Raw genomic sequence first — 21,555 nt, 5'->3', positions numbered from 1 at the left:
GGCTAAACCCCGCCGCCGGGCGGCCGGCGTCGACGGTCGTCCCCGGCGGTTCACCGTCACGTCGTCTGCCGCTCGCCCGCGCGCCGACCGCGCTCGGCGATGCTGTCGGGCGGGTAGGCGGGACCCACCCGCCCCCGAGGGGAGCAAGCGTGCGGACAGTACGCCGTACCGCCACCGCTGTCCTGGCGGTGGCGATCGTGACGACCGGGCTCAGCGTGCCCGCGCAGGCGCGGCCGTGACCGGACCGGACGTTCGACGTGCAGGCCCACCGGGGCGGGCTGGGCCTGCGGGTGGAGAGCAGCCTCGCGTCGTTCGGCAACGCGCTCCAGATGGGTGTGACCACCCTGGAGCGCTGAGCCTCCTGCGCTGAGCCGGCCGGCGGACCCGGCGACGATGTCATCCGCCCAGGGCAGGCGCGTTACTGCCCCACCGACGCCGGGTAGCCAGGCGGTGCCCCGCCGAGTACCGCCCCGTGACCGGAACGCGGAGTGGGGGCGTGGGTGCAGTACTCATCGCATCCTGAGGAGGAAAGATGAGCACGCAGGCTGCAAGCACCAGGCCGGTCAACCGCCCGGCGCAGGACATGCAGAACCGGGCGGGACAGGACATGCCGAACCGCGCGATGGCGGAGGCACCGACCCGTCCGATGCCGGCGATGCACGACGGCCGGCGCGAGGCCATGCAGGCACCGGGTACGGAGACGAAGAACGCCTTCCGTACCACCGAGTTCTGGGTCTACGTCGCCGCCGTGATCGGCGTCCTGGCCGCCTCTCAGCTGGTGGGCCGGAACTCGACCGGAGTGGACATCTTCCGGGCCGACAACGCCTGGTTCATGATCACGCTGCTGACCATCGGTTACCTCGGTAGCCGTGGCCTGGCCAAGGCCGGAAGCGCCTTCCGCAGCGGCGCGGAGCGCACCGCCCGGCACTGACCGGACGGACGGTACGCGCGGTCACTGACCGGCGTCACCGCGACGGTGGCCCCCGGGGATTCCCCGGGGGCCACCGTCGTCGTATCGTCCGGGCCGGTCCTGCGACCCGGGTGGGTCACTCCTCGAAGTCGCCCCCGTCGTCACCCTCGAAGGCGTCGTCGAGCATCTCGCCGGCGATCATGCCGCCGGCCACGCCGAGGGCCGCGCCGGCCACCACGCCGCCCATGCCCATCCCCCGGCTGTGGCCGTGGCCGTGCCCGGGGCCGTGGCCGTGGCCGTGGCCGTACCCCTGCGGGGCGAAACCGTGCGGGCGCATGCTGCCGTAGCGGTTGATGGTGTCCTGGAGCCATCCGTCGACCACCTGGGCCCAGTCGACCCGGTCGACGTCGGCGTGGGAGACCGTGTAGCGGCCGAACGTGTCCTGCCCGGGGGTGAAGAGCCCGCCGCGCTTGTCGCACTCCAGGATCACGTCGACGCCCTGCTGGCTGGTCACGAAGGTCAGCTCAACCTCCCGGACCGTGTGCGCGTACTGCGGCGCGGCGAAGTACTCGATCTCCTGGTAGAACGGGAGCGTCTGCTGCACGCCGTAGATGTGCCCCCGCTCCAGGTCGGCGTTCTTGAACCGGAACCCGAGGCGCTGGAACGCCTCCAGGATCCGCTCGTGCACCGGCAGCGGGTGCACCGAAACCTGGTCCAGGTCGCTCTTGTCGACCGCGCGGGCGATCGCCAGCTCGGTACGCAGACCCATGGTCATGCCGTGCAGGCGCTGGCCGTACACGTCGGTGATCGGGGTCTCCCACGGCACGGGCAGCTGGAACGGAATGGAGAGCTGTTGCTTCGGGGCGAGCTGGAGCGCGCCGCTGACCCCCATCCGGTGGAACTCCATGACGCCCGCGTACTCGCCGTCACCGGTCTCGACCTCGACCCGGGTGACCAGCCCGACGCTGATCTGCTCGATGTTCGCCGGGGCGTCCCCGCCGACCAGGTTGACCTGGCCGTCGAGCATGAGGCCGGGTCGGGTGTTCGGGTTGGCGAGGACGGTGTCCACAGTCGGCCCGCCGACACCGAACGCGCTCAACATCTTCTTGAAGACCATGTCGCAAACTCCCGGGAAATCGCACCGGCCCTCCAGGTGGAGCCGGACGCCACTCTCCGCACCCTAACCGCTCCCACTGGGAACTACCTGGGAGGACACCACCGGTCACAGCGGACGGCCCGGTCCGGCCGGCCGGGTGGTGAGCAGCCCGCGCAGCCAGGCCCGCGTCCAGGCCGCGATGGTGAACGAGTCGGTGACGACGCCGTCCCGGATCAGCTCGCCCACCTGCTCCGGTGGATACGTCCGGGCGGACCGGATGCCCTCCTTCGTGTCCAGCGGGCCGAGCTCCGCTATCTCCACGAGATAGAGGTGGACCCGGTCGGTGGCGGTGCCGGTGTCCGGGTGCAGCAGACCGAGGTCGACCACCCGCGTGGGCACCGTCCCGAGTTCCTCCCGCAGTTCCCGGGCGGCCTGCTCCATCGCCGGTACGCCGGCCTCACCGAACCCGCGCGGAGCTTCGAGCTGCCAGGCCCGGATGGCGTGCCGGAAGTGCTCCACCAGGACCACCGCGCCGTCGAGCACCGGCAGCAGCACCACCCCGTCCGCGTCGCTGCCCGGCATCGACCGGATGTACGTCCCGAGCGACCCGTCGGAGAAGCGGACCGGGTCACGGACCAGGGTCACGTACTCGTCCCGGTACGCCACCCCGACCCGGCTCCACTCCGTCGGCAGGCCCCGCCTGCGGAGCGCCTCGGCCTTGGCCCGCTCCGCCGCCACCACCTCCTCCGGTTCGTGCAGGATGCGCACCGCGGCGTCCGACGGGTTGGCGAAGCGATCGGGTTGCCGCTCGCGCAGTTCGACGTACTGCTCCCAGCTACTCGTCACCGTCTTCTCCCTGCGCCCGGTCGATGTTCGGCTCGTCGTCGCGTGCCGCGTCCCCGTCGGTGACCGGGAAGCCCAGCTCCTGGAGCCGGCGGACGAGTTCCCGCCAATCCTCCCCGGCCCGTTGCAGACGCACACGCATCACGTCGATACCGGTGCTCAGTTCCCGGGCGGCGCGGCGCTCGTCCCGGCCCACCACGGCGAAGCGGAGCACGGCGGTCGCGGCCCGGGCGACCACCTCGGTCGGCACCTCGCCGAGCAGTTCCAGCCTCGGATGGCCGTCGAAGACGACCGAGAGGACCGCGCCGGAGACCTCGACGGTGACCCGGATCGCCGGGTCCCAGACGTTCATCCGGTTCTGTCGCCGCTCGCCCACGATCTCGGCCAGCCGCCCGGCGAGTGCGACGTACCGGTCGTACAGCCGCTGGGACCGGTCGACGAAGTCGAGCGGCTCGTCGAGCAGCGCCTGCAGGGCGGCGACGTAGTCGCGCCACTCGTCGGTCTGCCGGGCCTGCCGGACGTGGTGCAACTCCAACCCGGTCAGGTCGAGCCGCAGCGGCAGCTGCGCCAGGTCGAAGACCTGTGGCCGGAGTGTCTGGACCACCTCCAGCAGGTCGTCGAGCCCGCGCCGCACCTGTTCCGGCCGGCGGTACTCCTGCATCGCCGTACGGCGGAGCGAGTCCGCCGGGGTCAACGGGTACCTGTCGACGGCGTCCGGGAGGGTGGTGTTGTACCGCAGGTCCACGAGTTGCTTGAGCTCGGCGACCAGCGGATCGGTGCGGAAGATCCCGTCCGCCGGGTTGGTGCCCGGCTCCACCAGGAACTCCTGGTAGAAGCTGTTACGGGTGACCTGCTCGACGTCGACCGCCCAGTTGTTGATCTCCCGCAACCGGCGCTTGAGCCCCGGTCGGTCCTCGTCGCGCAGGCCCAGGTCCCGCTCCAGTTGGGGCAGGTCGAAGACGGCCATGTCGACCAGGAACCGGCGGAACTCGGCGTACATGCAGCGCTGGGTCAGTCGCTCGTTCTCGTCGTCGTCCCACGACAGTCGCAGACAGCGGACGGAGTCCACCTCGTCGAGGACCCGCAGCCAGGCCGGCCAGCCGGCCGAGTCGACGCCGAACTGCGGTTCCTCGGTGGGGTTGCGCTCCCGTAGCAGGAAGGGCACGATCACGCCCTCGTCGAGCAGGTCCCGGAACGCCTCCCGCTGCGGACCGGTGGAGACGAAGTCCCGGTGGACGACCGGGTTGTTGAAGAAGTACGCACGGTTGATGACCACCTGCTCGGCGTTCAGGATCGACCGGAGGTACTCGGCCCGCGCGTCGCGCTGGCGCTGCCGCTCCACGTCCCGGAACGACCGCCGCCGCTTGATGATCTCGGTGAGCAGGTCCTGCGTGATCCACTGGTTGTCCAGACACTGGGCGACGACCGCGACCCGCGCGAGGTCCCGATTGTCGAGCTGCGCCCGACGTACACCGCTGAAGAGTTCCGACATGACGCTCCCCTGTGGATGGACGTTCCCCCCACAGGGATGATGACGGACCGGTGCCAGCCGACGACACGGCGCCGGCCGACCCTGCGGCCGGCCGGCGCCGTGGACCTTTCCCGGTCGGGGTCACCCGGCTCCGGGAGGGTCGGGGTCAGGCGGCGGTGCAGGTGGGCGTCGGCGACGTGTTGCCGCCGGACGTCGAGCCGATGAAGCCGAAGGTGGTGCTGGCCCCGGCCCCGAGGTTGCCGTTGTAGGCGACGTTCCGGGCGGTGACGGCCGAGCCGCTGCTGGTCACCGTGGCGTTCCAGGACTGGCTGACGGTCTGGCCGTTGGCGTAGGTCCAGTTCACCGTCCAGCCCCGGATGGCGGCGGAGCCGGCGGTCACCTTGACCTCACCCTGGAAGCCACCCTGCCACGAGCCGACCACCGTGTACGTCGCCGTGCAGCCGCCCGGCGGCGGGGTCGTCGGCGGGGGCGTGGTGGGCGGAGGGGTGGTGGGCGGGGGCGTGGTGGGCGGCGGGGTGGTCGGCGGCGGGGTGCCGCCGAAGACGGTGGCCTCCCGGGCGGTCTGCTTGATGCCGTTGGCACCGTTGAAGATCCGCTGCCCCCAGCTGCTCAGGTTGGCCGGGTCGAAGTTGATCGCCATGTCGAGGTACTCGACGCCACCGCCGTTGCCGCTCCACGACCAGCCCAGGTAGCCGATACCGTTGGCCTGGCTGTAGGAGAGGATGGCGTCCTCGTCCGGATCGCCGTCGGAGTGGTTGTGGCCGAACTCGCCGACCACGATGGGCAGTCCGGCGGTCCGGAACCGGCCCAGGTAGTCGCTGATCTTCGCGGCGGTGTTGAACACGCCGTACATGTGGATGGAGAAGACGGTGTTCTTCGCCGGGTCGGCGGCGAAGACCGAGGCGGCGTTGTCCCGCATGGTGTACGTCCAGTCCTGGCCCCAGTTCGGCCCGTCCACCATGATGGTGTGCGCGAACCCGGCGGTCCGCAGCCGCTTGATCGCGTTGGCGGTGTCGGTCGCCCAGCCGCTGTAGTTCTGGTTGCCGTACGGCTCGTTGCCGATGTTGACGATGACGTACTTCTCCTGGCCGGTCAGGGCCGACTGGATGCTGATCCAGTAGTCGACCGCCTGGGCCAGGGTGGCCGCCCCGCTCTGCTCGCCGTAGCCGGTGGTGTCGTGCACCTCCAGCACGCAGATCAGGCGGTTCTGCTTGCAGAGCGAGATGACGTTGGCGACGTCGGCGGTGTCGTTCTTCGTCCAGCGCTGGCCGCTGGCGAGCACCACCCGGACGCTGTTCGCGCCGAGTGCCTTGATGTTGGCGAACGAGCTGGTCTGGTGGGCGTACCAGGTGTGGGCGTGGTTGACGCCGCGCATGATGAATTCCGCGCCGTTGGCGTCGTACAGCTTGCCGTTGGCGACGGTGAACCCGGTCGCGGCGTGCGCCGGCTGTCCACCGAACGCCACCAGGCTCACGACGAACGCGAGCAGGGTGGCGGCGACGACGGAGAGTCGTGTCTTCATGACCTTCCTCAGGGATGACCCCCGGCCCGACGGGGGTGAAGGGTATGACGAGGGCGGCTGCAGCCCGACAGCCGCGCCCGACTCCACGGCGCGGGATCAGCGTAGGCCGATGCGTTCCGGGAGGCAACCTGAACCGGTTAAGAAAACCACCCAGCTGCGGCCCCGCACACGGTGACGGACGGAGGGTTGAGCGGCGGGGCCGGGGGTAAGCCGGAGGGACCGGTGCGGCGAGAGGAGCGTGATGGTCAACGTCGGCTACACCCTGATGTGCGAGCAGGCCGGCCCGAAGCAGCTGGTCGACTACGCGGTACGGGCGGAGGCGGCCGGCTTCGACCAGCTCGTCATCTCCGACCACTACTACCCGTGGCTGGACTCGCAGGGCCACTCGCCGTACGCCTGGTCGGTGCTCGGCGCGGTCGCGCACGCCACCAGCCGGGCCGAGCTGATGTCCTTCGTGACCTGCCCGATCCGGCGCTACCACCCGGCCGTCGTGGCGCAGAAGGCCAGCACCGTCGGCGTCCTCTCCGACGGCCGGTTCACCCTCGGCCTCGGAGCCGGGGAGAACCTCAACGAGCACGTGGTCGGCGGCTGGCCGCACGTGCAGCAGCGGCACGAGATGTTCGAGGAGGCGTTACAGATCATCCGGCCGCTGCTCAACGGCGAGACGCTGACCTTCTCCGGCAACCACTACGACGTGCCCGACGCGTACGTGTGGGACCGGCCGGAACGGCCGGTGCCGTTGGCGATCGCCGCCTCCGGCCGGCAGTCCGCCACCCTCGCGGCCGAGTACGGCAACGGCATCGTCGCCACCGAGCCGGACCGGCACATCATCCAGATGTACGACGACGCGGGCGGCGCGGGCCAGCCCCGCTACGGGCAGGTGGCGATCTGCTACGGCCCGGACGAGGCCGAGTGCCGCAAGATCGTGCACGACCAGTTCCGCTGGTTCGGCCTGGGCTGGAAGGTCAACGCCGAGCTGCCCGGACCGGACGCGTTCGAAGCGGCCAGCCAGTACGTCCGGGAGGAGGACGTCGCCGAGGGCATCTCCTGCGGTCCGGACGTCGAACGGCACGTCGAGGCGGTCAAGAAGTTCGTCGACGCCGGCTTCAGCCACGTCGCCGTCGTCCAGGTGGGCGGCGAGAGCCAGCCGATGTTCCTGGACTGGGCGCGCGAGGAGTTGCTGCCCCGGCTGCGCGACCTGTGAGCACCCCACTGGTCCCGGCCCCGAGGGGCACCGGGCGGGTGCCGACGACCGGTCCGGCCCCGGACGGTTTCGGATGGGCGCAGCTGCGGCTGGCGTTGGCCGCGCCACGTCCGGCCGCCGGGTTGACCAGCGAGTGGCGGTTGGTGGACGGCATCCGCACCCACTGCCGGCGGTCCGCCGGGGCGCCCGGCGGGCGACTGCCCGTACTGCTGGTGCACGGCCTGGCTGTCTCGCACCGGTACCTCACCCCGCTCGCCGCAGCCCTCGCGCCCACGCATCCGGTCTACGTACCGGACCTGCCCGGCTTCGGGTTGAGCGGCCCGCCTCCACGTCCGTACGACGCGGCCCAGCACGCGGCGCACCTGGCCGCCTGGCTGGAGGCGTACGGCCTGGGGCCGGTCTGTGTGTTCGGGCACTCGTTCGGTGCGGAGGTGGCCGCGGCGCTCGCCGCCCGGCACCCCGACGCGGTCCGGGCGGTCGTGCTGGCCGGGCCGACCAGCGACCCGGCCGCCCGGTCCCGGTGGGGGCAGGTCCGCCGCTGGCTGCTGGACACCACCCGCGAGGCCGCGCTCCAACTTCCGGTCCTGCTCCGCGACGTCCGCGACGCCGGCCCGCACCGGGTGTACGCCACGTTGGCGCACTCGGTGCGCAACCCGGTGGAGGCGGACCTGGCCCGGATCACCGTGCCCACCCTGGTGCTCACCGGCGCGCGGGACCCGATCGTGCCGCCCGCCTGGCGGGAGACGGTCGCCCGACTGGTCCCCACGGCGACCACGGTGACCGTGCCCGGGGCCGCGCACAACGTCGCCACCACGGCACCGGCGCGGGTGACCGACGCGGTCCGTGCCTTCCTCACCCGACCCGACCTCCTCGACGGACAGGTGGACACCCATGCGCATCGGTAACACGGAGATCCGGCCGCTCGGCGGCGGCCTCGGCTGCCTGCTGATGATCCTCTTCTCGGTCCTCGCGTCGATCGTGCTGACCGTGCTGGTCAACACGGTGCTCTGAGCACCCCTCAAAGACAGCTATGGCTTTCGATATTTACCGCTAGTAACATGACGCGCACTCAGGGCGCGGCGACGATGCCGACCTCAAGCACACCCAGCCTGGAACACCAGCGTGTACCAGCCGCTGCCGAAGGGCGGCGCGTACAAGTGCGAGCCGGACCTCCAGGCCTTCTCCGACGGCCAGGTCTTCCTGGCCCCCAGCCCGACCTCCACCGCGTCGACCGGCGGCCTGGCCCGCACGCTCAGCTTCGCGGTACGCGGCCTGACCATCGGGGCGGTGGTCCAGGTCGTCGGTGGCGTCAAGATCTCGGTCACCAAGGACCCGGCCACCGACTCGTTCACCGCCGTCATCGGCACCCCGAAGACGCTGCGGGCCCAGGTCGAGGCGACCGGCCCGGACGGCAACGTGGTCCGCGCGGTGTGGGACTCCAGTTCGCAGGGCCAGCCGAACGACGACAGCATCCAGCTCGCGTTGCCGGCCGGGGTGAACCTCGACCCGGTGGTGCAACTGCTCCAGCTCTACCTGGACCTCGACGCGCCCAGCCTGGACGACGCCACCGCCGAACGTCGCCGCCGGGTGGTCTACCTCTGATCCGCCTGCCGCCTCGGTGCTGACGGTCCTCGCCGCGACGGTGCTGGCGGTCCTGTCCGTTGATCGGCAGGACCCGGTCGGACGGGTGGTCGCCTTGCCGGTCCTTTGGAGCTGCCCCGTTTGTGCGGGCACCGGGTGCGCTGGAGCCGGTCGGTCTACTGACGGCAGAGACCGCTAGGGCCTACACGAAGGTCGGCGGTGACGCCTGGACGGTGTCACCGCCAGGCGGCCTGTCCGTGGCGCCGGCCACGGAGCCTGCGCAGAAAACACGTTCGGCGGGTCACGGCGGCCGCTGCTAGTGTTCTGGAGGCCGTGCGAGAGACCGAGGAGGTGGTACCCGTGAACGTTCGACATGGGTGCTCCCCTCTGGGGTCACGGTCGGGCGATAGGTCGTCCGGGAGCGCCGTTCACGAGCACTCCCGAAGGGCACGACCATGCGATTCACTTCTGAACAGCGCCTTGATGACGGCGTCCTCGAACGCGAATTCACCCTCGGCGAGATCCCCGGCATCCTGTGGACGCCCGGGTCCGCATCCGCACCGGTCCCGCTGATCCTGCTCGGCCACCCCCCGCTCGGGCTGCGCAGGATGTACCCCCGTCTGGTGACGCGGGCCCGGCACGCCGCAGCGGACGGCTTCGCCGCGGCCACCATCGAGCTTCCCGGCAGCGGTGACCGGCCCCGTTGGGCCGCCGCCGAGCGGGCCCGCGCCGACCTGCGTCGGGCCATGGAGGCGGGCGAGCCGGTCAGCGACGACATCATCGACGCCCTCGTCCTCCCGCTGGTCGACAAGGCTGTCCCGGAGTGGCGGGCCGCCCTGGATGCCCTCCTGTCGCTGCCCGAGATCGGCGGCCCGGTCGGTTACTCGGGGGGAGTAATCTCCGTCGGCATCCGGCTTGCGGTGGTCGAGCCGCGCATCATGGCCGCCGGCTTCTTCGCCGGGAGTCTCGTACCTCGCACCATGTTCGAGGAGGCCCGACAGGTCACCATTCCGCTGCACGTCCTGCTGCAGTGGGATGACGAAGGGAACGACCGGCAGGCCGCCCTGGACCTGTTCGACGCCTTCGGCTCCAAGGAAAAGACGCTGCACGCCAACATGGGCGGACACACCGGTGTTCCGCAGTTCGCCGGGCAGGACGCGGCCGCGTTCTTCGCCCGACATCTGCGCTAGAGCCCGGTCGAGCGCTGTGGAGTCCACGGGCGCTGATTGCCGACATTGCAGCGGGTGAGCGGACATCCGTTACCGCACGCAGTGGTGACAGCTCAGATACACGACACGCCGGGCGGATCACACCTCAGGCAGCCACGAACCTCGAACACCCTGACAGACGTGGGTGGGGCCTGACTTCAGCCAGAGTCAGGCCCCACCCGTCGTCCGATCAGTGACGCCGGGTCAGTGCGCCAGCCACGGTGGCCCGAGCGAAAGCCGCCCATGCGGCGGGCGGGAAGGACAGCACCGGCCCCTGCCGGTCCTTGCTGTCACGAACGCCCACCACGTCAGGCAGGTTCGTCGCCACCTCGACACAGGTGGAACCGCCGTTACCGCTCCGGCTGGACTTCCTCCACACCGCCCCGGTCAGGTCCATGACTTCGCCGCCTTCTGAATCAGCTCACGAGAAGCCCTGCGCGGCAGCGCCTCCCCACGCATGGCCTCCCACTTGCGTTGAAGAGTATCAACGTCTTCCGGTCTGTCGGTGACGTGCGCGCGGAGTTGGTTGTCGAGATGCACGACCTCACTGCCGTCCGGCGTCTTGGCGAGGATCAACGCACCGGCGAGGCCAGCGTGAGCACCTGCCCCGAACGGCATCACGTGCAGATGAACGTGCGGCCACTCGGAAACCTGCGCCAGGTGCTCGAACTGTTCGACCATGAGCGCCGGCTCACCGACGGCGCGGTGCAGCACCGCCTCGTCCAACAAGGCCACGAACTGCGGAGGCGTGTCAGCCGAGAGAATCGCTTGCCGTGACATGCGGGACGTGACCCGTTGCTCGATCTCGGGCTGGCGAAGCAGCCCGCCCCACGCCAGGACCGCGCGGGCGTACGCCTCGGTTTGGAGTAGGCCGGGGACGAGGGACGGCTCGAACCAGCGGATCAGGGTGGCCTCCTTCTCCACGCTGATCCACTCACGCAGCCAAGGCGGCGCGGCATCGGCGCGAACCAGCGTGAGCAGCCGCTCGAACAGGCCACCGGCCCGCAGTTCGGCGTCCACCCGGACGATGAAGTCCTGTGACGGCGTCCGGTGCCCGATCTCCACCATCCCCACCAACGAGGACGAGTAGCTGATCCGCTGGGCCAGGTCGTCCCGGCTCAGCCCGGCCTCCTTGCGCGCCCGCCGCAGCTCCGCGCCGAGGAACTCCAGGGTCGACAGTCGACCGTCCGCCATCACACCTCCACCACCGCCTGGGACACCGCACCCCTTCGGAAGGTAGTCGATTGACCGCAGAGTGTGAACAGGCGATCCGGTAAGCGCTGAACAGCGGCAGCGAGTACATCCCTTCGGCGCGAGCAACGGCCAAGCCATCGCCCAACAGCTCGGCCTCCCCCGTCACCTGACAGACCGGATGGTCTGATTAGTCACGCGGCGTCAGTGCGCCAGCCACGGTGGCCCGAGCGAAAGCCGCCCATGCGGCGGGCGGGAAGGACAGCACCGGCCCCTGCCGGTCCTTGCTGTCACGAACGCCCACCACGTCGGGCAGGTTCATCGCCACCTCGACACAGGTGGAACCGCCGTTGTCGCTGCGGCTCGACTTCCGCCAGACCGCGCCGGTCAACCCCATGACTTCGTCAACTCCTGAATAAGGTCCCTGGTCGCCCTGCGGGGTAACGCTTCTCCGCGCAGACACTCCCACCTACGTTGAAGGCTATCAACGTCCTCCGGCCGGTCGGTGACATGCGCCCAGAGCGGGTTGTCCAGGTGTGCGACCTCAGTTCCGTCCCGCGTCTTGGCCAAGATGAACGGTCCAGCCAGACCAGCATGCATGCCAGCATCGGCCGGCACGACGTGCAGATGGACATGGGAGCGCTCGGCAACCTGGAGTAGATGTGCGAACTGCTCGACCATCACGGCCGTTTCGCCGATACGACGATGCAACACCGCCTCGTCCACCACGGCCACGAACTCAGGAGGATCGTCCCCCCACAGGATGCTCTGCCGCTCCAACCGGGAACCGACACGTTGCTCGATCTCACTCTCCCGGAGCATGCCGCTTCCGCCCAGGACCGCGCGGGCGTACGCCTCGGTTTGGAGTAGGCCGGGGACGAGGGACGGCTCGAACCAGCGGATCAGGGTGGCCTCCTTCTCCACGCTGATCCACTCACGCAGCCAAGGCGGCGCGGCATCGGCGCGAACCAGCGTGAGCAGCCGCTCGAACAGGCCACCGGCCCGCAGTTCGGCGTCCACCCGGACGATGAAGTCCTGTGACGGCGTCCGGTGCCCGATCTCCACCATCCCCACCAACGAGGACGAGTAGCTGATCCGCTGGGCCAGGTCGTCCCGGCTCAGCCCGGCCTCCTTGCGCGCCCGCCGCAGCTCCGCGCCGAGGAACTCCAGGGTCGACAGTCGACCGTCCGCCATCACACCTCCACCACCGCTGCCCCACCCGGTGTCACCGCCCCGACACGCGAGGTCGACCGGAGAGCACGCCCGACGTTGGGACACCACATCCTCTTCGGAAAGTAGTCGATCGACCGCAGAGTGTGAACAGGCAGTGAGGAGAGGATCGAGATGGCACGTCGTCCCAAACCCGTACCACTGGCTCCGCGACCGCTGGACCGGGTCGACGAACCCCGACGGAAGGCGAGAGTGTCGTGACGTCCCAGATCCTGTCGGTCGTGTTCGGCGGGCTGATGCCGGGGTTCCTGCTCGGCCTGCTCGCTTTCCGGGTCAAGTCCCGCTGGTGTCCGCGCTGCGGCGAGCACACCGAACCCGTCCACCCGACGGAGCGGCGGTGAACGCGCCCCGCCAGCCCGACCGCCGGGACCTACCCATCGGCCGACGCGTCGCACAACTACGCGCCCGACGCGGCATGAGCCAACAGGTCCTCGCCGACCGAATCGGCCGCTCGAAGAGCTGGGTCGACAAGGTCGAACGCGGCGTTCGCACCCTCGACCGCCTTCCCATGATCGAAACAGTCGCCGCCGCCCTCGGCGTGGCGCCCGGCATCCTGCTCGGCCGGCGCGTCCAGCGCGCACCCGCCACCGACGCCACCACCGCCATCGAACGTGTCCGCGAAGCCTTCGCCAGCCACCACACCCTCGACACCGCCGGCCGCGACCGGCCGCCGTCCATCGCCGCCCTCGACCACCAGGTCGGATACGCCTGCACGGCATACCGTCACGCGCACCACGCCCAGGTCCTCAGGATGCTGCCCGACCTGCTCGCCGCCGCCCATCCCGCCCGCCACCCGGCCTCGACAGCCGGCGCTCTTCTCCTGGTACGCGTCTACCGGCTCACCGCCCAGACGCTGGTCAAGCTCGGTGAGCCGCACCTCGCCTGGCTCGCCGCCGACCGGGCCATGACCACCGCAGCCGGGGACCCGTGCCGCACGGCCCTGGCCGCCGTCCCCCTGGCCCAGGCGCTGCGCACGCTCCACCGGGGCCGGCTGGCGCTGACCGTCGCCACCACCGCCGTATGCCCTCTCGACCTGACCCGGCACCGCGAATCCCCGCCGGACCACCTCGCCCTGGCCGGGACGCTCCTCACCGAAGCCGCCCTCGCCGCCGCCACCTGCGGTGACCCCACCGCCGTGGACGACCTCACCGACCGCGCCGCCCACCTCGCCGCCACCCACGGTGAGCTGCCCGACCACAGCTTCGGGCCGATCGTGGTCGACCTGGCCCGCGCGCTGGCCGCCGCGCACCTGGGAGACAACCATCTCGCCGTCACCCTGCACCACCGCGCCACCACCACCGACGCCTGGCACCGGCTACCCGCCGAACACCGCGCCGCCCACCTCGTCGACATCACCCGAGCCCACCTCGACCTCGGCGATCACCACGCCGCCGGCCGTGCCCTGCTCACCGCCGACCGGATCGCCCCCGCCGAGGTACGCCTCCGACCCGCCGCCCACACCATGCTGACCGCCGTGCTCCGCGCCGGCCCCACCCCCGCCGACCTCACCCGCCTCGCCGCCGCCATCGGCCTGACCGGGTCACCGTGACGGGGCTGGCGGGGAACGGTGCCGGGGGCCTCGCGCGTGCGCCGGTCAGGCCGGGGAGAGGTCGAGGTCCACGACGACCGGGTAGTGGTCGGAGGCGTACTCGGTCGCGCCGCCGCGCACCACCCGGCAGTCACGGGCGCGGGCGGCCAGCGCGGGCGTGCCGAACAGGTAGTCCAGGCGCATTCCGGAGAACTCCGCGCCCCCGCCGTACCGGGTCGGGGCGGTCTCCGGCTCCCCGGAGCCGGCGTGGGTGAACAGGTCCACCAGCCCGGCCCGGTGCAGCCGGGCCACCGCCCGGGTCTCCACCGTCCGACCGTCACGGCGCAGGTGCCGCCGCCGGTACGCCGCCGGCAGCCGGGCGATCCGCGCCCGATGGTCGACGCCCGGTTCGAGGGTGTTCAGGTCCCCGGCGAGCAGGGCCGACTCCCCCGGTGCCCGGCGCAGCGCGGCGGCCAGCCAGCCCGCCTCCCACAGTCGCCGACGCCCGCAGTACGGGTCCAGGTGGGCGCTGACCACGGTCAACGGTCCGGCCTCGGCGGTGGCCAGCGTGACCCGCTGCGCGGCGTGGTGGAACGGCCGGCGTACCGGGCCGGCGGAGAGCACCCGCCAGGGCGGGCGGACCAGCACCGCCACCGGCTGGCCGAACCAGCTTTTGGCCAGGTGCACCCGCATCTCCACCGCTTCGCCGAAGCGCTCCGCCACGCCGGGCGCGTCGAAGCCGCGCAGCTCCTGGAGGGCGAGGACGTCCGGCCACTGCTCGCCGACGACCCGGACCAGCCGGTCCCGGCGGTCGGCGGTGCGGTCCCGGCCGCCGGTCCGGACGTTCCAGGTCATCACCCGCAGCATGGCGGCGGCCTCAGTCGACCCGGCCGGCCTTGACCAGCTCGTCGTCGAGGGTGTGCACGTCCTCGGACTCGATCGCGGGTCGGTTGCCCTCGGCCACGTCGGCGTTGGGGCGGACCACCCAGTAGAGCAGGCCCACCCAGCACGCGGTGAGCATCATCGCGCCCATGAAGTCGGTCGGGTGGTGCATGCCCCGGTACATCCGGGAGATCGCCACCCCGAGCGGCATGACCACGGCGAGCCCGACGAACACCCAGCGCCACCAGCGGTCGGTGCGCGGGAACACGACGATCGCGATGGCCACCCAGACGCAGAGCGTCGCGGCGATGTGGCCGGACGGGAAGGACGAGGTGGGCATCGGCCCGTCCAGGTTCTCGATCGGCGGGCGGGGCCGGTCCACCGCCGCCGAGCTGGCCAGGAAGAGGGTCAGCTCACCGAACATGGTCAGCGCCACGAAGAGCACCGGCCGCCAGCGCCGCCAGACGGCCAGCACCAGGGGGCAGAAGACCAGCGAGATCAGCAGGATGGCGTGGGTGTCGCCGACCTTGCTCCACCAGTGGCTGAGGTCGTCCCGGCCGGGGGTGCGCTGCGCGTCGAACCACTCCGGCACGGCGCGGTCCATGGTGGCGAAGAAGGTGCCGTCGGCGTGGTAGCTGACGAAGGTGCCGAAGCCGTAGAGCACGCCGAGCACCAGCACCCAGCCGATGATCAGCTCGGCCACACCGGCCCGGGGATGCGGCAGCAGCCGCTCCTCGTCGGGCGCGGGCGCGACGTCGTGCGCGGCCTCCGGTTCCAACCCCTCCTCGATCGGTACGGCGGGCCGGCCGCGCTCCAGCCGCCACAGCCGGAAGGCGTACGCGGTGACGCCGAGCCAGACCGCGCCGAGCAGCCAGGCCCCGAGCACGTCGGAGACGAAGTGGACGCCGAGCGCGATCCGGGTGAAGCCGATCAGGGCGACGACGAGGGCGGTGATCGCGATGGCCGGCTTGCGCCACCGGTGGGACATGGCGGGCAGGAAGACCAGCAGCAGCGCGCCGTACGCCACCATCGAGCCGAGCGCGTGCCCGCTGGGGAAGCTCTCCCCCGAGTAGGTGCCGATGGGCACCTCGACCTCGGGCCGCAGTCGGTCGACCAGGGCCTTGACCGTCGGGTCGAGGATGAGCGCTCCGGCCCCGGTGACCAGCAGGTAGACCGCGAGCCGTCCCTGCTTGCGGATCAGCAGGCCGACCACGCCGACCGACACCAGCCAGAGGATCACCGCCAGCCCACCGAGGTCGGTGACCGCGTTCAGCACGGTGACCAGCGGGCCGTGCGGTGCGATCTGCTCGTTGAGCCAGGCGGCGATGCCGTGGTCGACGTCGTAGAGGGGGGTCCACCGGCCGCGGACTCCGACGAGCAGCACCCCGAAGGCGACCCCGGCACCGAGGACCAGCGCCAGGCCGGCGAGGCTCCGTTCGGTGAAGTGTCCCAGGGGTCGACGCAGAACCTCTCTGACCGTGGTCACGTCCAGCCTCCCTTTTCGCCTCTGGCGAGCCGAATTACCCGGACGGGCGGTTCGGTACACGCGTCCGGCGCGGGGGTCAGAGCGCGGTCATCTCTCCGGTGTCGTGGATCTGTTCCCGGTGACTGTCCGGCTCCCAGAGGTCCGGTTGGGCGGGCTCCTGCACGCCGATGCGCAACGCCTCCAACTGGGCGGCGAAGGCCAGCCCACCGAAGAGCGCCATGCCGGTGAGGTTGGCCCAGAGCAGCAACGCCATCATCCCGGTCAGCGGTCCGTACGTCTGCCCGAAGTTGTCGCCGAAGGCGACGTAGCCGGCGAGCAGCAGGCTGGCCAGCCACCAGAGCACGGTGGCGATGGCCGCTCCGAAGAACAACCAGGACAGGCCAGGCTGCTTGCGGCGCGGCGCGTGCCGGAACAGCACGGAGACGGCGAGGACGGTCAGGCCGAGACTGAGCGGCCAGCGCAGCACGCTCCAGACGCCGTGCGCGGCGTCGCCCCAGGCGTAGTGCCGGCGTACCGAGTCGCCCATCGCGCCGCCGCCGACGAGGATGAGGAAGCCGGCCAGCGCCGGCAGGCCGGCGGTGACGGCGAGCACGGCGGCCCGCAGGTACTTCCAGAGTGCCGGGCGGTCCCGCTCGACGCCGTAGATCCGGTTCGCGCCCCGCTCGATCTGGGCCATGGTGGAGGTCAACGCGACCAGGCCGGTCAGCAGACCCAGGGTCAGCGCCAGTTCGCCGACCTCCTCGGTGCGTTCCCGGTCACTGAGCAGTTCCTTGACCATGTCGTCGCTCGCGCCGGGGCTGAGCGCGAGGACGGTGTCCGCGACGACCGTGCCGCCCTCCTCCACGCCCAACTCGCTGATCAGACCGGTGAGCGCGATCATGAACGGCACCACGGCGAGGCAGAGTTGGAAGGCGAAGGCGCGGGCGTGGCTGAAGCCGTCGCCGTAGCGGAACCGGACGAAGGCGTCCCGCAGCAGGGACCAGCCGCCCTCGCGGCGCAGGGTGTGCCACGCGTCGTCGGCGGAGAGTTCCTCGTCCGCCATGCACCGGGTCTCGGGGACGATCCGGGTGCTACTCACCGCGTGCCTCCTCGACCCGGCGTTCACCCCGCTCCGCGACCGCGTCGGCGTCCTCGGTGAGGTCGGGTGCCTGCGCCGGGCGCGGTACGCAGAGCCACAGCGCCCCGGGGCGGACCTCCACCCGCAGCGACCGGCCGGGTTCGATCAGGTCGCCGTCGAGTTCCCGGGGCTGCGCCCGGTTGCTGGTGATCTCGACGCGTCGGCACCGGAGGACCTCCATCCGGGGCACCCGGTCGCGGCGGCGCATCACCGCCCAGCCGAGTTCCAGCCAGTGCCGCAGCGTGCGCGGGGTGAGCACGGCCACGTCGAGGTAGCCGTCGTCCGGTTCCGCCTCGGTCAGCAGGGTGACCCCGCCCTGGAGCCGCCCGACGTTGGCGACCAGCACCGACCGGGCGCGGCGGCGCAGCGGGGGACGGTCGTCGACGCGGATGCTGACCTTCATCGGCCGGTCCCGCAGGTGGCGGGCGGCGCCCACCACGTACGCCGGCCAACCGATGCGCGCCTTGGTGGTCTCGGAGGTGTCGGCGAGCATCTGGGCGTCGAAGCCCATGCCGGCCATCACCACGAAGTGGTGCCCGTCGACGGCGCCCACGTCGAGGCGGCGGCGTCCCCGTTCGACGGCGACCTCCAGTCCGGCGGCGAGGTCGCCGGAGAGACCGAGGTTCGCCGCGAGCAGGTTGCCGGTGCCCTGCGGGAGCACCGCCAGGGCCACCTCGGTGCCGACCAGCCCGCTCACGCAGGACATCACCGTGCCGTCGCCGCCGCAGGCGAAGACGACGTCCACCCCGGCCGCGACGGCCTTCTCGGTCTGGCCGCGACCCGGATCCTCGACGGTGGTCTCGTACCAGAGCGGCTCGGGCCAGCCCGCGGCGGTCAGGGTCTCGTCGACGACGCGCCGCAGGTCGTCGAGATCGGCGACCTTGACCGGGTTGACCACCACGGCGGAACGCAGCCCGCCCCGGTCCGCCCCGCGCCGTCCGCCCTCTCCAGCATCCACGGCGCAAGTGTGCAGCAATGTGACGGCGGCAGCGACCCGGCGGCGTCCGTCGTCGAGCACACCACAAAAAGGTTTCCGGCGGGCCCCCGGTGGTCAGGGACCGCACCGCTGTGGCCCGGGCGGTTCGACCCGTCGCCGGCTACGCCCCACCCGGCTGGAGAGTCCCGGGGATCGGCAATCGGGGAAAGCGGACGGCGGTGGCGGCTCTGGTCGCCACCGCCGTCCGGGCTCAGGCCACCGCCCGCACCGCCACGTCGACGCGGTGACGCAGGTCACGCAGGTCGACACCGGCCTCGGCGAGCACCTGACCGGCCAGGCCGGCACGCTCGTGCCGCAGGCCGAGCAGAATGTGCTCGGTGCCGATGTGCCGGTGCCGCAGGTGCAGCGCTTCGCGCAGGGCCAGTTCCAGCACCTTCTTCGCCCGGGGCGAGAAGGCGCCGCCCTCCGATCGCCGCCACCAGCCCCGGCGGCGTGGAGGCGGGGTGGGGCCACGCAGCGCGCCCGGCCCAAAGGTCTCCTCGATCCGCGCCTCGATGGCGGCCAGGTCGATCCCGATCTGCCGCAGCGCGTCGGCGTCCGCCTCGCCGAGCACCGCACCCCGGTCGACCTGGGCGACGATCCGGGAGCGCAGGTCGTCCGCGTGGAGTCCACCGTCGGCGAGCACCCGGACGGCCAGGCTGTCCGGGTCGGCGAGCAGGGCCAGGAGCAGGTGCTGGGTGTCGACCGGCTCCGGGCCGGCCTCGTCCCGGGCCCGCCCGACAACCTCACGGGCCCGGCGGGTGAACCGTTCGAACATCACGCCTCCCTGGAGTGCTCGACCGCCGGACGCCCGGCGTGCTTCTTGTGGACCGCCTGCCGGCTGACCTCGAGCGCGTCGGCGATCTCCTGCCAGGACCAGCCCGCCCGTCGGGCGTTGTCCACCTGGACCACCTCCAACCGCTCCAGCAGCCGGCGCAGGGCGAGCACGGCCCGCAGCCCGACCCGGGGGTCGGCGCTGCCGGCCGCGGCCGCGAGTTCCGTCGCCTGACTCATACTGTCAATGTACGTTGACACTCCACCCCTTGTCAACCTCAGTTGACAGACCCTGGTGTGGCCGGGCGGTGATCCGTACCATCGAGGCGCGTCAGCGGCATCCCGGCACGGGTGCCGCCGCGGAGCGGGACCACCCCACCGGCATGCGGGCTCATGCCGGCCGACCGGCGTGCGGTCCCCGCGTCCTCCTCGCACCGACGCCCCCGCGCGCATACACCCGGACCATGGAAGGACAACCCATGCGCGCTGTCAGAACGCGCCACCGTCGGGCGCTGCCGGGCCTGCTGGCCCTGGCCGCCCTCGCCACCGCCGCCCTCGCCGCCGTGCCGCTGACCGGTCCGCCCGCCCACGCCGCCGACCCCGTCGTGGTGCTCGACGCCACCTTCGAGAACGGCACCACCCAGGGCTTCCGGGCCCGGGGCGGGGAAACCGTCGCGGTCAGCACCGCCGCCGCCCACGGCGGCACCCGCAGCCTGCTCGCCTCCGCCCGGACCGCGAGCTGGCAGGGCCCCACCGTCGACCTGCTGGACGAGATGGTCAAGGGCACCCGCTACGAACTGTCGATCTGGGTCCGGCTCGCCGCCGGGCAGTCCCCCGCCCAGGTCCGGCTCAGCGTGCAACGCGACGCCGACGGCACCTCCGCCTACGACCAGGTGGCCGGCAACACGGCCGTCACCGCCGACGCCTGGGTCCGGCTGCGCGGCACCTACGTCCTCGCCCACGACGTGGACGGCCTGTCGGCGTACGTGGAGACCGCCAGCGGCACCGCCGACCTGCACGTCGACGACTTCACCCTGTCGTACCTGCCGACCAAGCCGGTGCAGACCGACATCCCCGCGCTGCGCGACGTCCTCGCCGACGACTTCCCGATCGGGGCGGCGATCAGCAACCGGCAGATCATCGGCGACCAGGCCACCCTGCTGCGCCGGCACTTCTCCACCGTGACACCCGGCAACGCGCTCAAGTGGGACGCCACCCAGCCGACCGAGGGCACCTTCCGCTGGGCCGACGCCGACGCGCAGGTCGGCTTCGCCACCGACCACGGCCTGGCCGTGCGGGGGCACACCCTGGTGTGGCACCAGCAGACCCCGGCCTGGGTGTTCACCGACACCGACGGCACCCCGCTGACCTCGGACCCGGCCGACCGGGCGCTCCTGCTCGACCGGCTGGAAACCCACATCCGGGCGGTGGTCGGCCGGTACGGCGACGCGGTCGGCGTCTGGGACGTCGCGAACGAGGTGATCGACGAGAACCAGGCCGACGGCCTGCGCCGCAGCCGGTGGTACGAGATCAGCGGCCTGGACTACCTGCGCACCGCGTTCCGGGTGGCCCGCCAGGTCGCGCCGCAGGCGAAGCTCTACATCAACGACTACAACACCAACGTGCCGGCCAAGCGCGACACGCTGCGCAACCTGGTGAGCCAACTGCGTGCCGAAGGCGTGCCGATCGACGGGGTCGGGCACCAGATGCACGTCAACATCCAGTGGCCGTCGGTCGCCGAGACCGAGGCGATGCTCCAGGCGTTCGTCCCGCTCGGCGTCGAGCAGCAGGTCACCGAGATGGACATCAGCATCTACACCAACAACGACGAGTCCTTCCCCACCCCGCCCGCCGACCGGCTGCTCACCCAGGCGTACCGGTACCGGGACCTGTTCGCCCTCTACCGCCGCTACGCCGACGAGCTGACCTCGGTGACCCTCTGGGGACTGGCCGACGACGACACCTGGCTCGACACCTTCCCGGTGGCCCGCAAGGACGCGCCGCTGCTCTTCGACACCGAACTCCAGGCCAAGCCCGCCTACTGGGGGATCGTCGACCCGACCCGGATCAACCCGACCCCGTCGCCCACGGTCAGCCCCTCCCCCACCGGCACTCCCACCCCCGACCCCACCGGCGGGATCGACTCCTGCCGGGTCACGTACGCCGTCACCAACCAGTGGTCGGACGGCTTCCAGGCGACCGTCCGGGTCAGCAACACCGGCACGCGGGCCCGCACCGGCTGGACGGTGCGCTGGAGCTTCCCGGACGGGCAGCGGATCACCCAACTCTGGAACGGCACCCACCAGCAGTCCGGCACCGACGTGACGGTCTCCCCCGCCTCGTGGAACGGGACCCTGCCCGGCGGCGGGACGGTCGAGGTCGGCTTCCTCGGCAGCTGGTCCACGGCCAACCGGCACCCGTCCGCGTTCTCCCTCGACGGCCTGCCCTGCCTCCTCGGCTGAACAGCCCTCCGGTTCCGCCGACTCGCCCTGACGGCGGCGACCACGCCACTACT

General features: G+C 71.6%; 22 protein-coding genes. 8 read left to right on the top strand and 14 right to left on the bottom strand.

What is annotated here, in order from left to right; genetic code table 11:
* Window positions 1-532 precede the first annotated feature (532 nt).
* Window positions 533-931, top strand: coding sequence for a hypothetical protein (locus ACIBJE_RS01850; protein ID WP_396741710.1), 399 nt, complete (start codon window positions 533-535; stop codon window positions 929-931).
* A 115-nt stretch (window positions 932-1,046) separates the two neighbouring features.
* Here ACIBJE_RS01850 and ACIBJE_RS01845 read toward each other — a convergent pair whose 3' ends face one another.
* The 4 genes from ACIBJE_RS01845 to ACIBJE_RS01830 form a co-directional block, all read right to left on the bottom strand.
* The gene (locus ACIBJE_RS01845; protein WP_396741708.1) at window positions 1,047-2,027 is read right to left on the bottom strand and encodes a sporulation protein; all 981 of its coding nucleotides are present in this window, start codon (window positions 2,025-2,027) and stop codon (window positions 1,047-1,049) included.
* A gap of 105 nt (window positions 2,028-2,132) precedes the next feature.
* Window positions 2,133-2,852, bottom strand: a complete 720-nt coding sequence (locus ACIBJE_RS01840) for an NUDIX hydrolase (RefSeq protein WP_396741706.1) — start codon at window positions 2,850-2,852, stop codon at window positions 2,133-2,135.
* On the bottom strand, window positions 2,842-4,341 hold the full coding sequence (locus ACIBJE_RS01835) for a hypothetical protein (protein ID WP_396741705.1): 1,500 nt from the start codon (window positions 4,339-4,341) through the stop codon (window positions 2,842-2,844). Before ACIBJE_RS01835 ends, ACIBJE_RS01840 begins: the two co-directional genes overlap by 11 nt.
* A gap of 145 nt (window positions 4,342-4,486) precedes the next feature.
* The gene (locus ACIBJE_RS01830) at window positions 4,487-5,863 is read right to left on the bottom strand and encodes a cellulase family glycosylhydrolase (protein ID WP_396741703.1); all 1,377 of its coding nucleotides are present in this window, start codon (window positions 5,861-5,863) and stop codon (window positions 4,487-4,489) included.
* Window positions 5,864-6,104: 241 nt separating this feature from the next.
* Between ACIBJE_RS01830 and ACIBJE_RS01825 the strand changes: the two genes are divergently transcribed.
* The 4 genes from ACIBJE_RS01825 (at window position 6,105) to ACIBJE_RS01810 (ending at window position 9,838) form a co-directional block, all read left to right on the top strand.
* Window positions 6,105-7,067 carry a TIGR03557 family F420-dependent LLM class oxidoreductase gene (locus tag ACIBJE_RS01825; RefSeq protein ID WP_396741701.1) on the top strand — a complete coding sequence of 321 codons (963 nt, stop codon included), beginning with the start codon at window positions 6,105-6,107 and terminating at the stop codon, window positions 7,065-7,067.
* Window positions 7,068-7,105: 38 nt separating this feature from the next.
* Window positions 7,106-7,972, top strand: coding sequence for an alpha/beta fold hydrolase (locus ACIBJE_RS01820; protein ID WP_396741699.1), 867 nt, complete (start codon window positions 7,106-7,108; stop codon window positions 7,970-7,972).
* A 217-nt stretch (window positions 7,973-8,189) separates the two neighbouring features.
* A complete protein-coding gene (locus ACIBJE_RS01815; protein ID WP_396741698.1) occupies window positions 8,190-8,669 on the top strand; it encodes a hypothetical protein in 480 nt (159 codons plus the stop codon).
* Window positions 8,670-9,103: 434 nt separating this feature from the next.
* Window positions 9,104-9,838, top strand: a complete 735-nt coding sequence (locus tag ACIBJE_RS01810) for an alpha/beta hydrolase (RefSeq protein WP_396741696.1) — start codon at window positions 9,104-9,106, stop codon at window positions 9,836-9,838.
* 208 nt (window positions 9,839-10,046) lie between these two features.
* Here ACIBJE_RS01810 and ACIBJE_RS01805 read toward each other — a convergent pair whose 3' ends face one another.
* The 4 genes from ACIBJE_RS01805 to ACIBJE_RS01790 all read right to left on the bottom strand — a co-directional run bounded on the left by ACIBJE_RS01805 (window position 10,047) and on the right by ACIBJE_RS01790 (window position 12,241).
* A complete protein-coding gene (locus ACIBJE_RS01805; protein WP_396741694.1) occupies window positions 10,047-10,253 on the bottom strand; it encodes a DUF397 domain-containing protein in 207 nt (68 codons plus the stop codon).
* Complete coding sequence (locus ACIBJE_RS01800; RefSeq protein ID WP_396741693.1) at window positions 10,244-11,050, bottom strand: Scr1 family TA system antitoxin-like transcriptional regulator; 807 nt, start codon at window positions 11,048-11,050, stop codon at window positions 10,244-10,246. Before ACIBJE_RS01800 ends, ACIBJE_RS01805 begins: the two co-directional genes overlap by 10 nt.
* 187 nt (window positions 11,051-11,237) lie before the next feature.
* Complete coding sequence (locus ACIBJE_RS01795) at window positions 11,238-11,444, bottom strand: DUF397 domain-containing protein (protein WP_396741692.1); 207 nt, start codon at window positions 11,442-11,444, stop codon at window positions 11,238-11,240.
* Window positions 11,435-12,241 (bottom strand): Scr1 family TA system antitoxin-like transcriptional regulator, encoded by an 807-nt coding sequence (locus tag ACIBJE_RS01790; protein WP_396741691.1) that lies wholly within the window; start codon window positions 12,239-12,241, stop codon window positions 11,435-11,437. Before ACIBJE_RS01790 ends, ACIBJE_RS01795 begins: the two co-directional genes overlap by 10 nt.
* A 233-nt stretch (window positions 12,242-12,474) precedes the next feature.
* Here ACIBJE_RS01790 and ACIBJE_RS01785 point away from each other — a divergent pair, with 233 nt between their 5' ends.
* Both ACIBJE_RS01785 and ACIBJE_RS01780 read left to right on the top strand, forming a co-directional pair.
* Window positions 12,475-12,618, top strand: coding sequence for a hypothetical protein (locus ACIBJE_RS01785; RefSeq protein WP_396741689.1), 144 nt, complete (start codon window positions 12,475-12,477; stop codon window positions 12,616-12,618).
* On the top strand, window positions 12,615-13,826 hold the full coding sequence (locus ACIBJE_RS01780; protein WP_396741687.1) for a helix-turn-helix domain-containing protein: 1,212 nt from the start codon (window positions 12,615-12,617) through the stop codon (window positions 13,824-13,826). Before ACIBJE_RS01785 ends, ACIBJE_RS01780 begins: the two co-directional genes overlap by 4 nt.
* Before the next feature lie 45 nt (window positions 13,827-13,871).
* Here the strand turns inward: ACIBJE_RS01780 and ACIBJE_RS01775 are convergent, their stop codons facing one another.
* The 6 genes from ACIBJE_RS01775 to ACIBJE_RS01750 form a co-directional block, all read right to left on the bottom strand.
* Window positions 13,872-14,672 (bottom strand): endonuclease/exonuclease/phosphatase family protein, encoded by an 801-nt coding sequence (locus tag ACIBJE_RS01775; protein WP_396741685.1) that lies wholly within the window; start codon window positions 14,670-14,672, stop codon window positions 13,872-13,874.
* Between the two features lie 10 nt (window positions 14,673-14,682).
* On the bottom strand, window positions 14,683-16,173 hold the full coding sequence (locus tag ACIBJE_RS01770) for a phosphatase PAP2 family protein (protein WP_396741683.1): 1,491 nt from the start codon (window positions 16,171-16,173) through the stop codon (window positions 14,683-14,685).
* A 76-nt stretch (window positions 16,174-16,249) separates the two neighbouring features.
* Window positions 16,250-17,251: a YihY/virulence factor BrkB family protein gene (locus ACIBJE_RS01765; protein ID WP_396741681.1), complete on the bottom strand. Its 1,002-nt coding sequence runs from the start codon at window positions 17,249-17,251 to the stop codon at window positions 16,250-16,252.
* Window positions 17,244-18,248: a diacylglycerol/lipid kinase family protein gene (locus ACIBJE_RS01760; RefSeq protein ID WP_396741679.1), complete on the bottom strand. Its 1,005-nt coding sequence runs from the start codon at window positions 18,246-18,248 to the stop codon at window positions 17,244-17,246. Before ACIBJE_RS01760 ends, ACIBJE_RS01765 begins: the two co-directional genes overlap by 8 nt.
* Before the next feature lie 229 nt (window positions 18,249-18,477).
* Window positions 18,478-19,044 carry a Clp protease N-terminal domain-containing protein gene (locus ACIBJE_RS01755; RefSeq protein ID WP_396741677.1) on the bottom strand — a complete coding sequence of 189 codons (567 nt, stop codon included), beginning with the start codon at window positions 19,042-19,044 and terminating at the stop codon, window positions 18,478-18,480.
* Window positions 19,044-19,280, bottom strand: coding sequence for an HTH domain-containing protein (locus tag ACIBJE_RS01750; protein ID WP_285787473.1), 237 nt, complete (start codon window positions 19,278-19,280; stop codon window positions 19,044-19,046). Before ACIBJE_RS01750 ends, ACIBJE_RS01755 begins: the two co-directional genes overlap by 1 nt.
* A gap of 239 nt (window positions 19,281-19,519) precedes the next feature.
* On the opposite strand from ACIBJE_RS01750, the gene ACIBJE_RS01745 reads away from it, so the two are divergent.
* Window positions 19,520-21,502 (top strand): endo-1,4-beta-xylanase, encoded by a 1,983-nt coding sequence (locus tag ACIBJE_RS01745; RefSeq protein WP_396741675.1) that lies wholly within the window; start codon window positions 19,520-19,522, stop codon window positions 21,500-21,502.
* Window positions 21,503-21,555 lie beyond the last annotated feature (53 nt).

The sequence above is a fragment of the Micromonospora sp. NPDC050187 genome (assembly GCF_044459745.1).
Classification (GTDB): Bacteria; Actinomycetota; Actinomycetes; order Mycobacteriales; family Micromonosporaceae; genus Micromonospora.
This window is presented reverse-complemented; position numbering and strand designations above follow the sequence as displayed.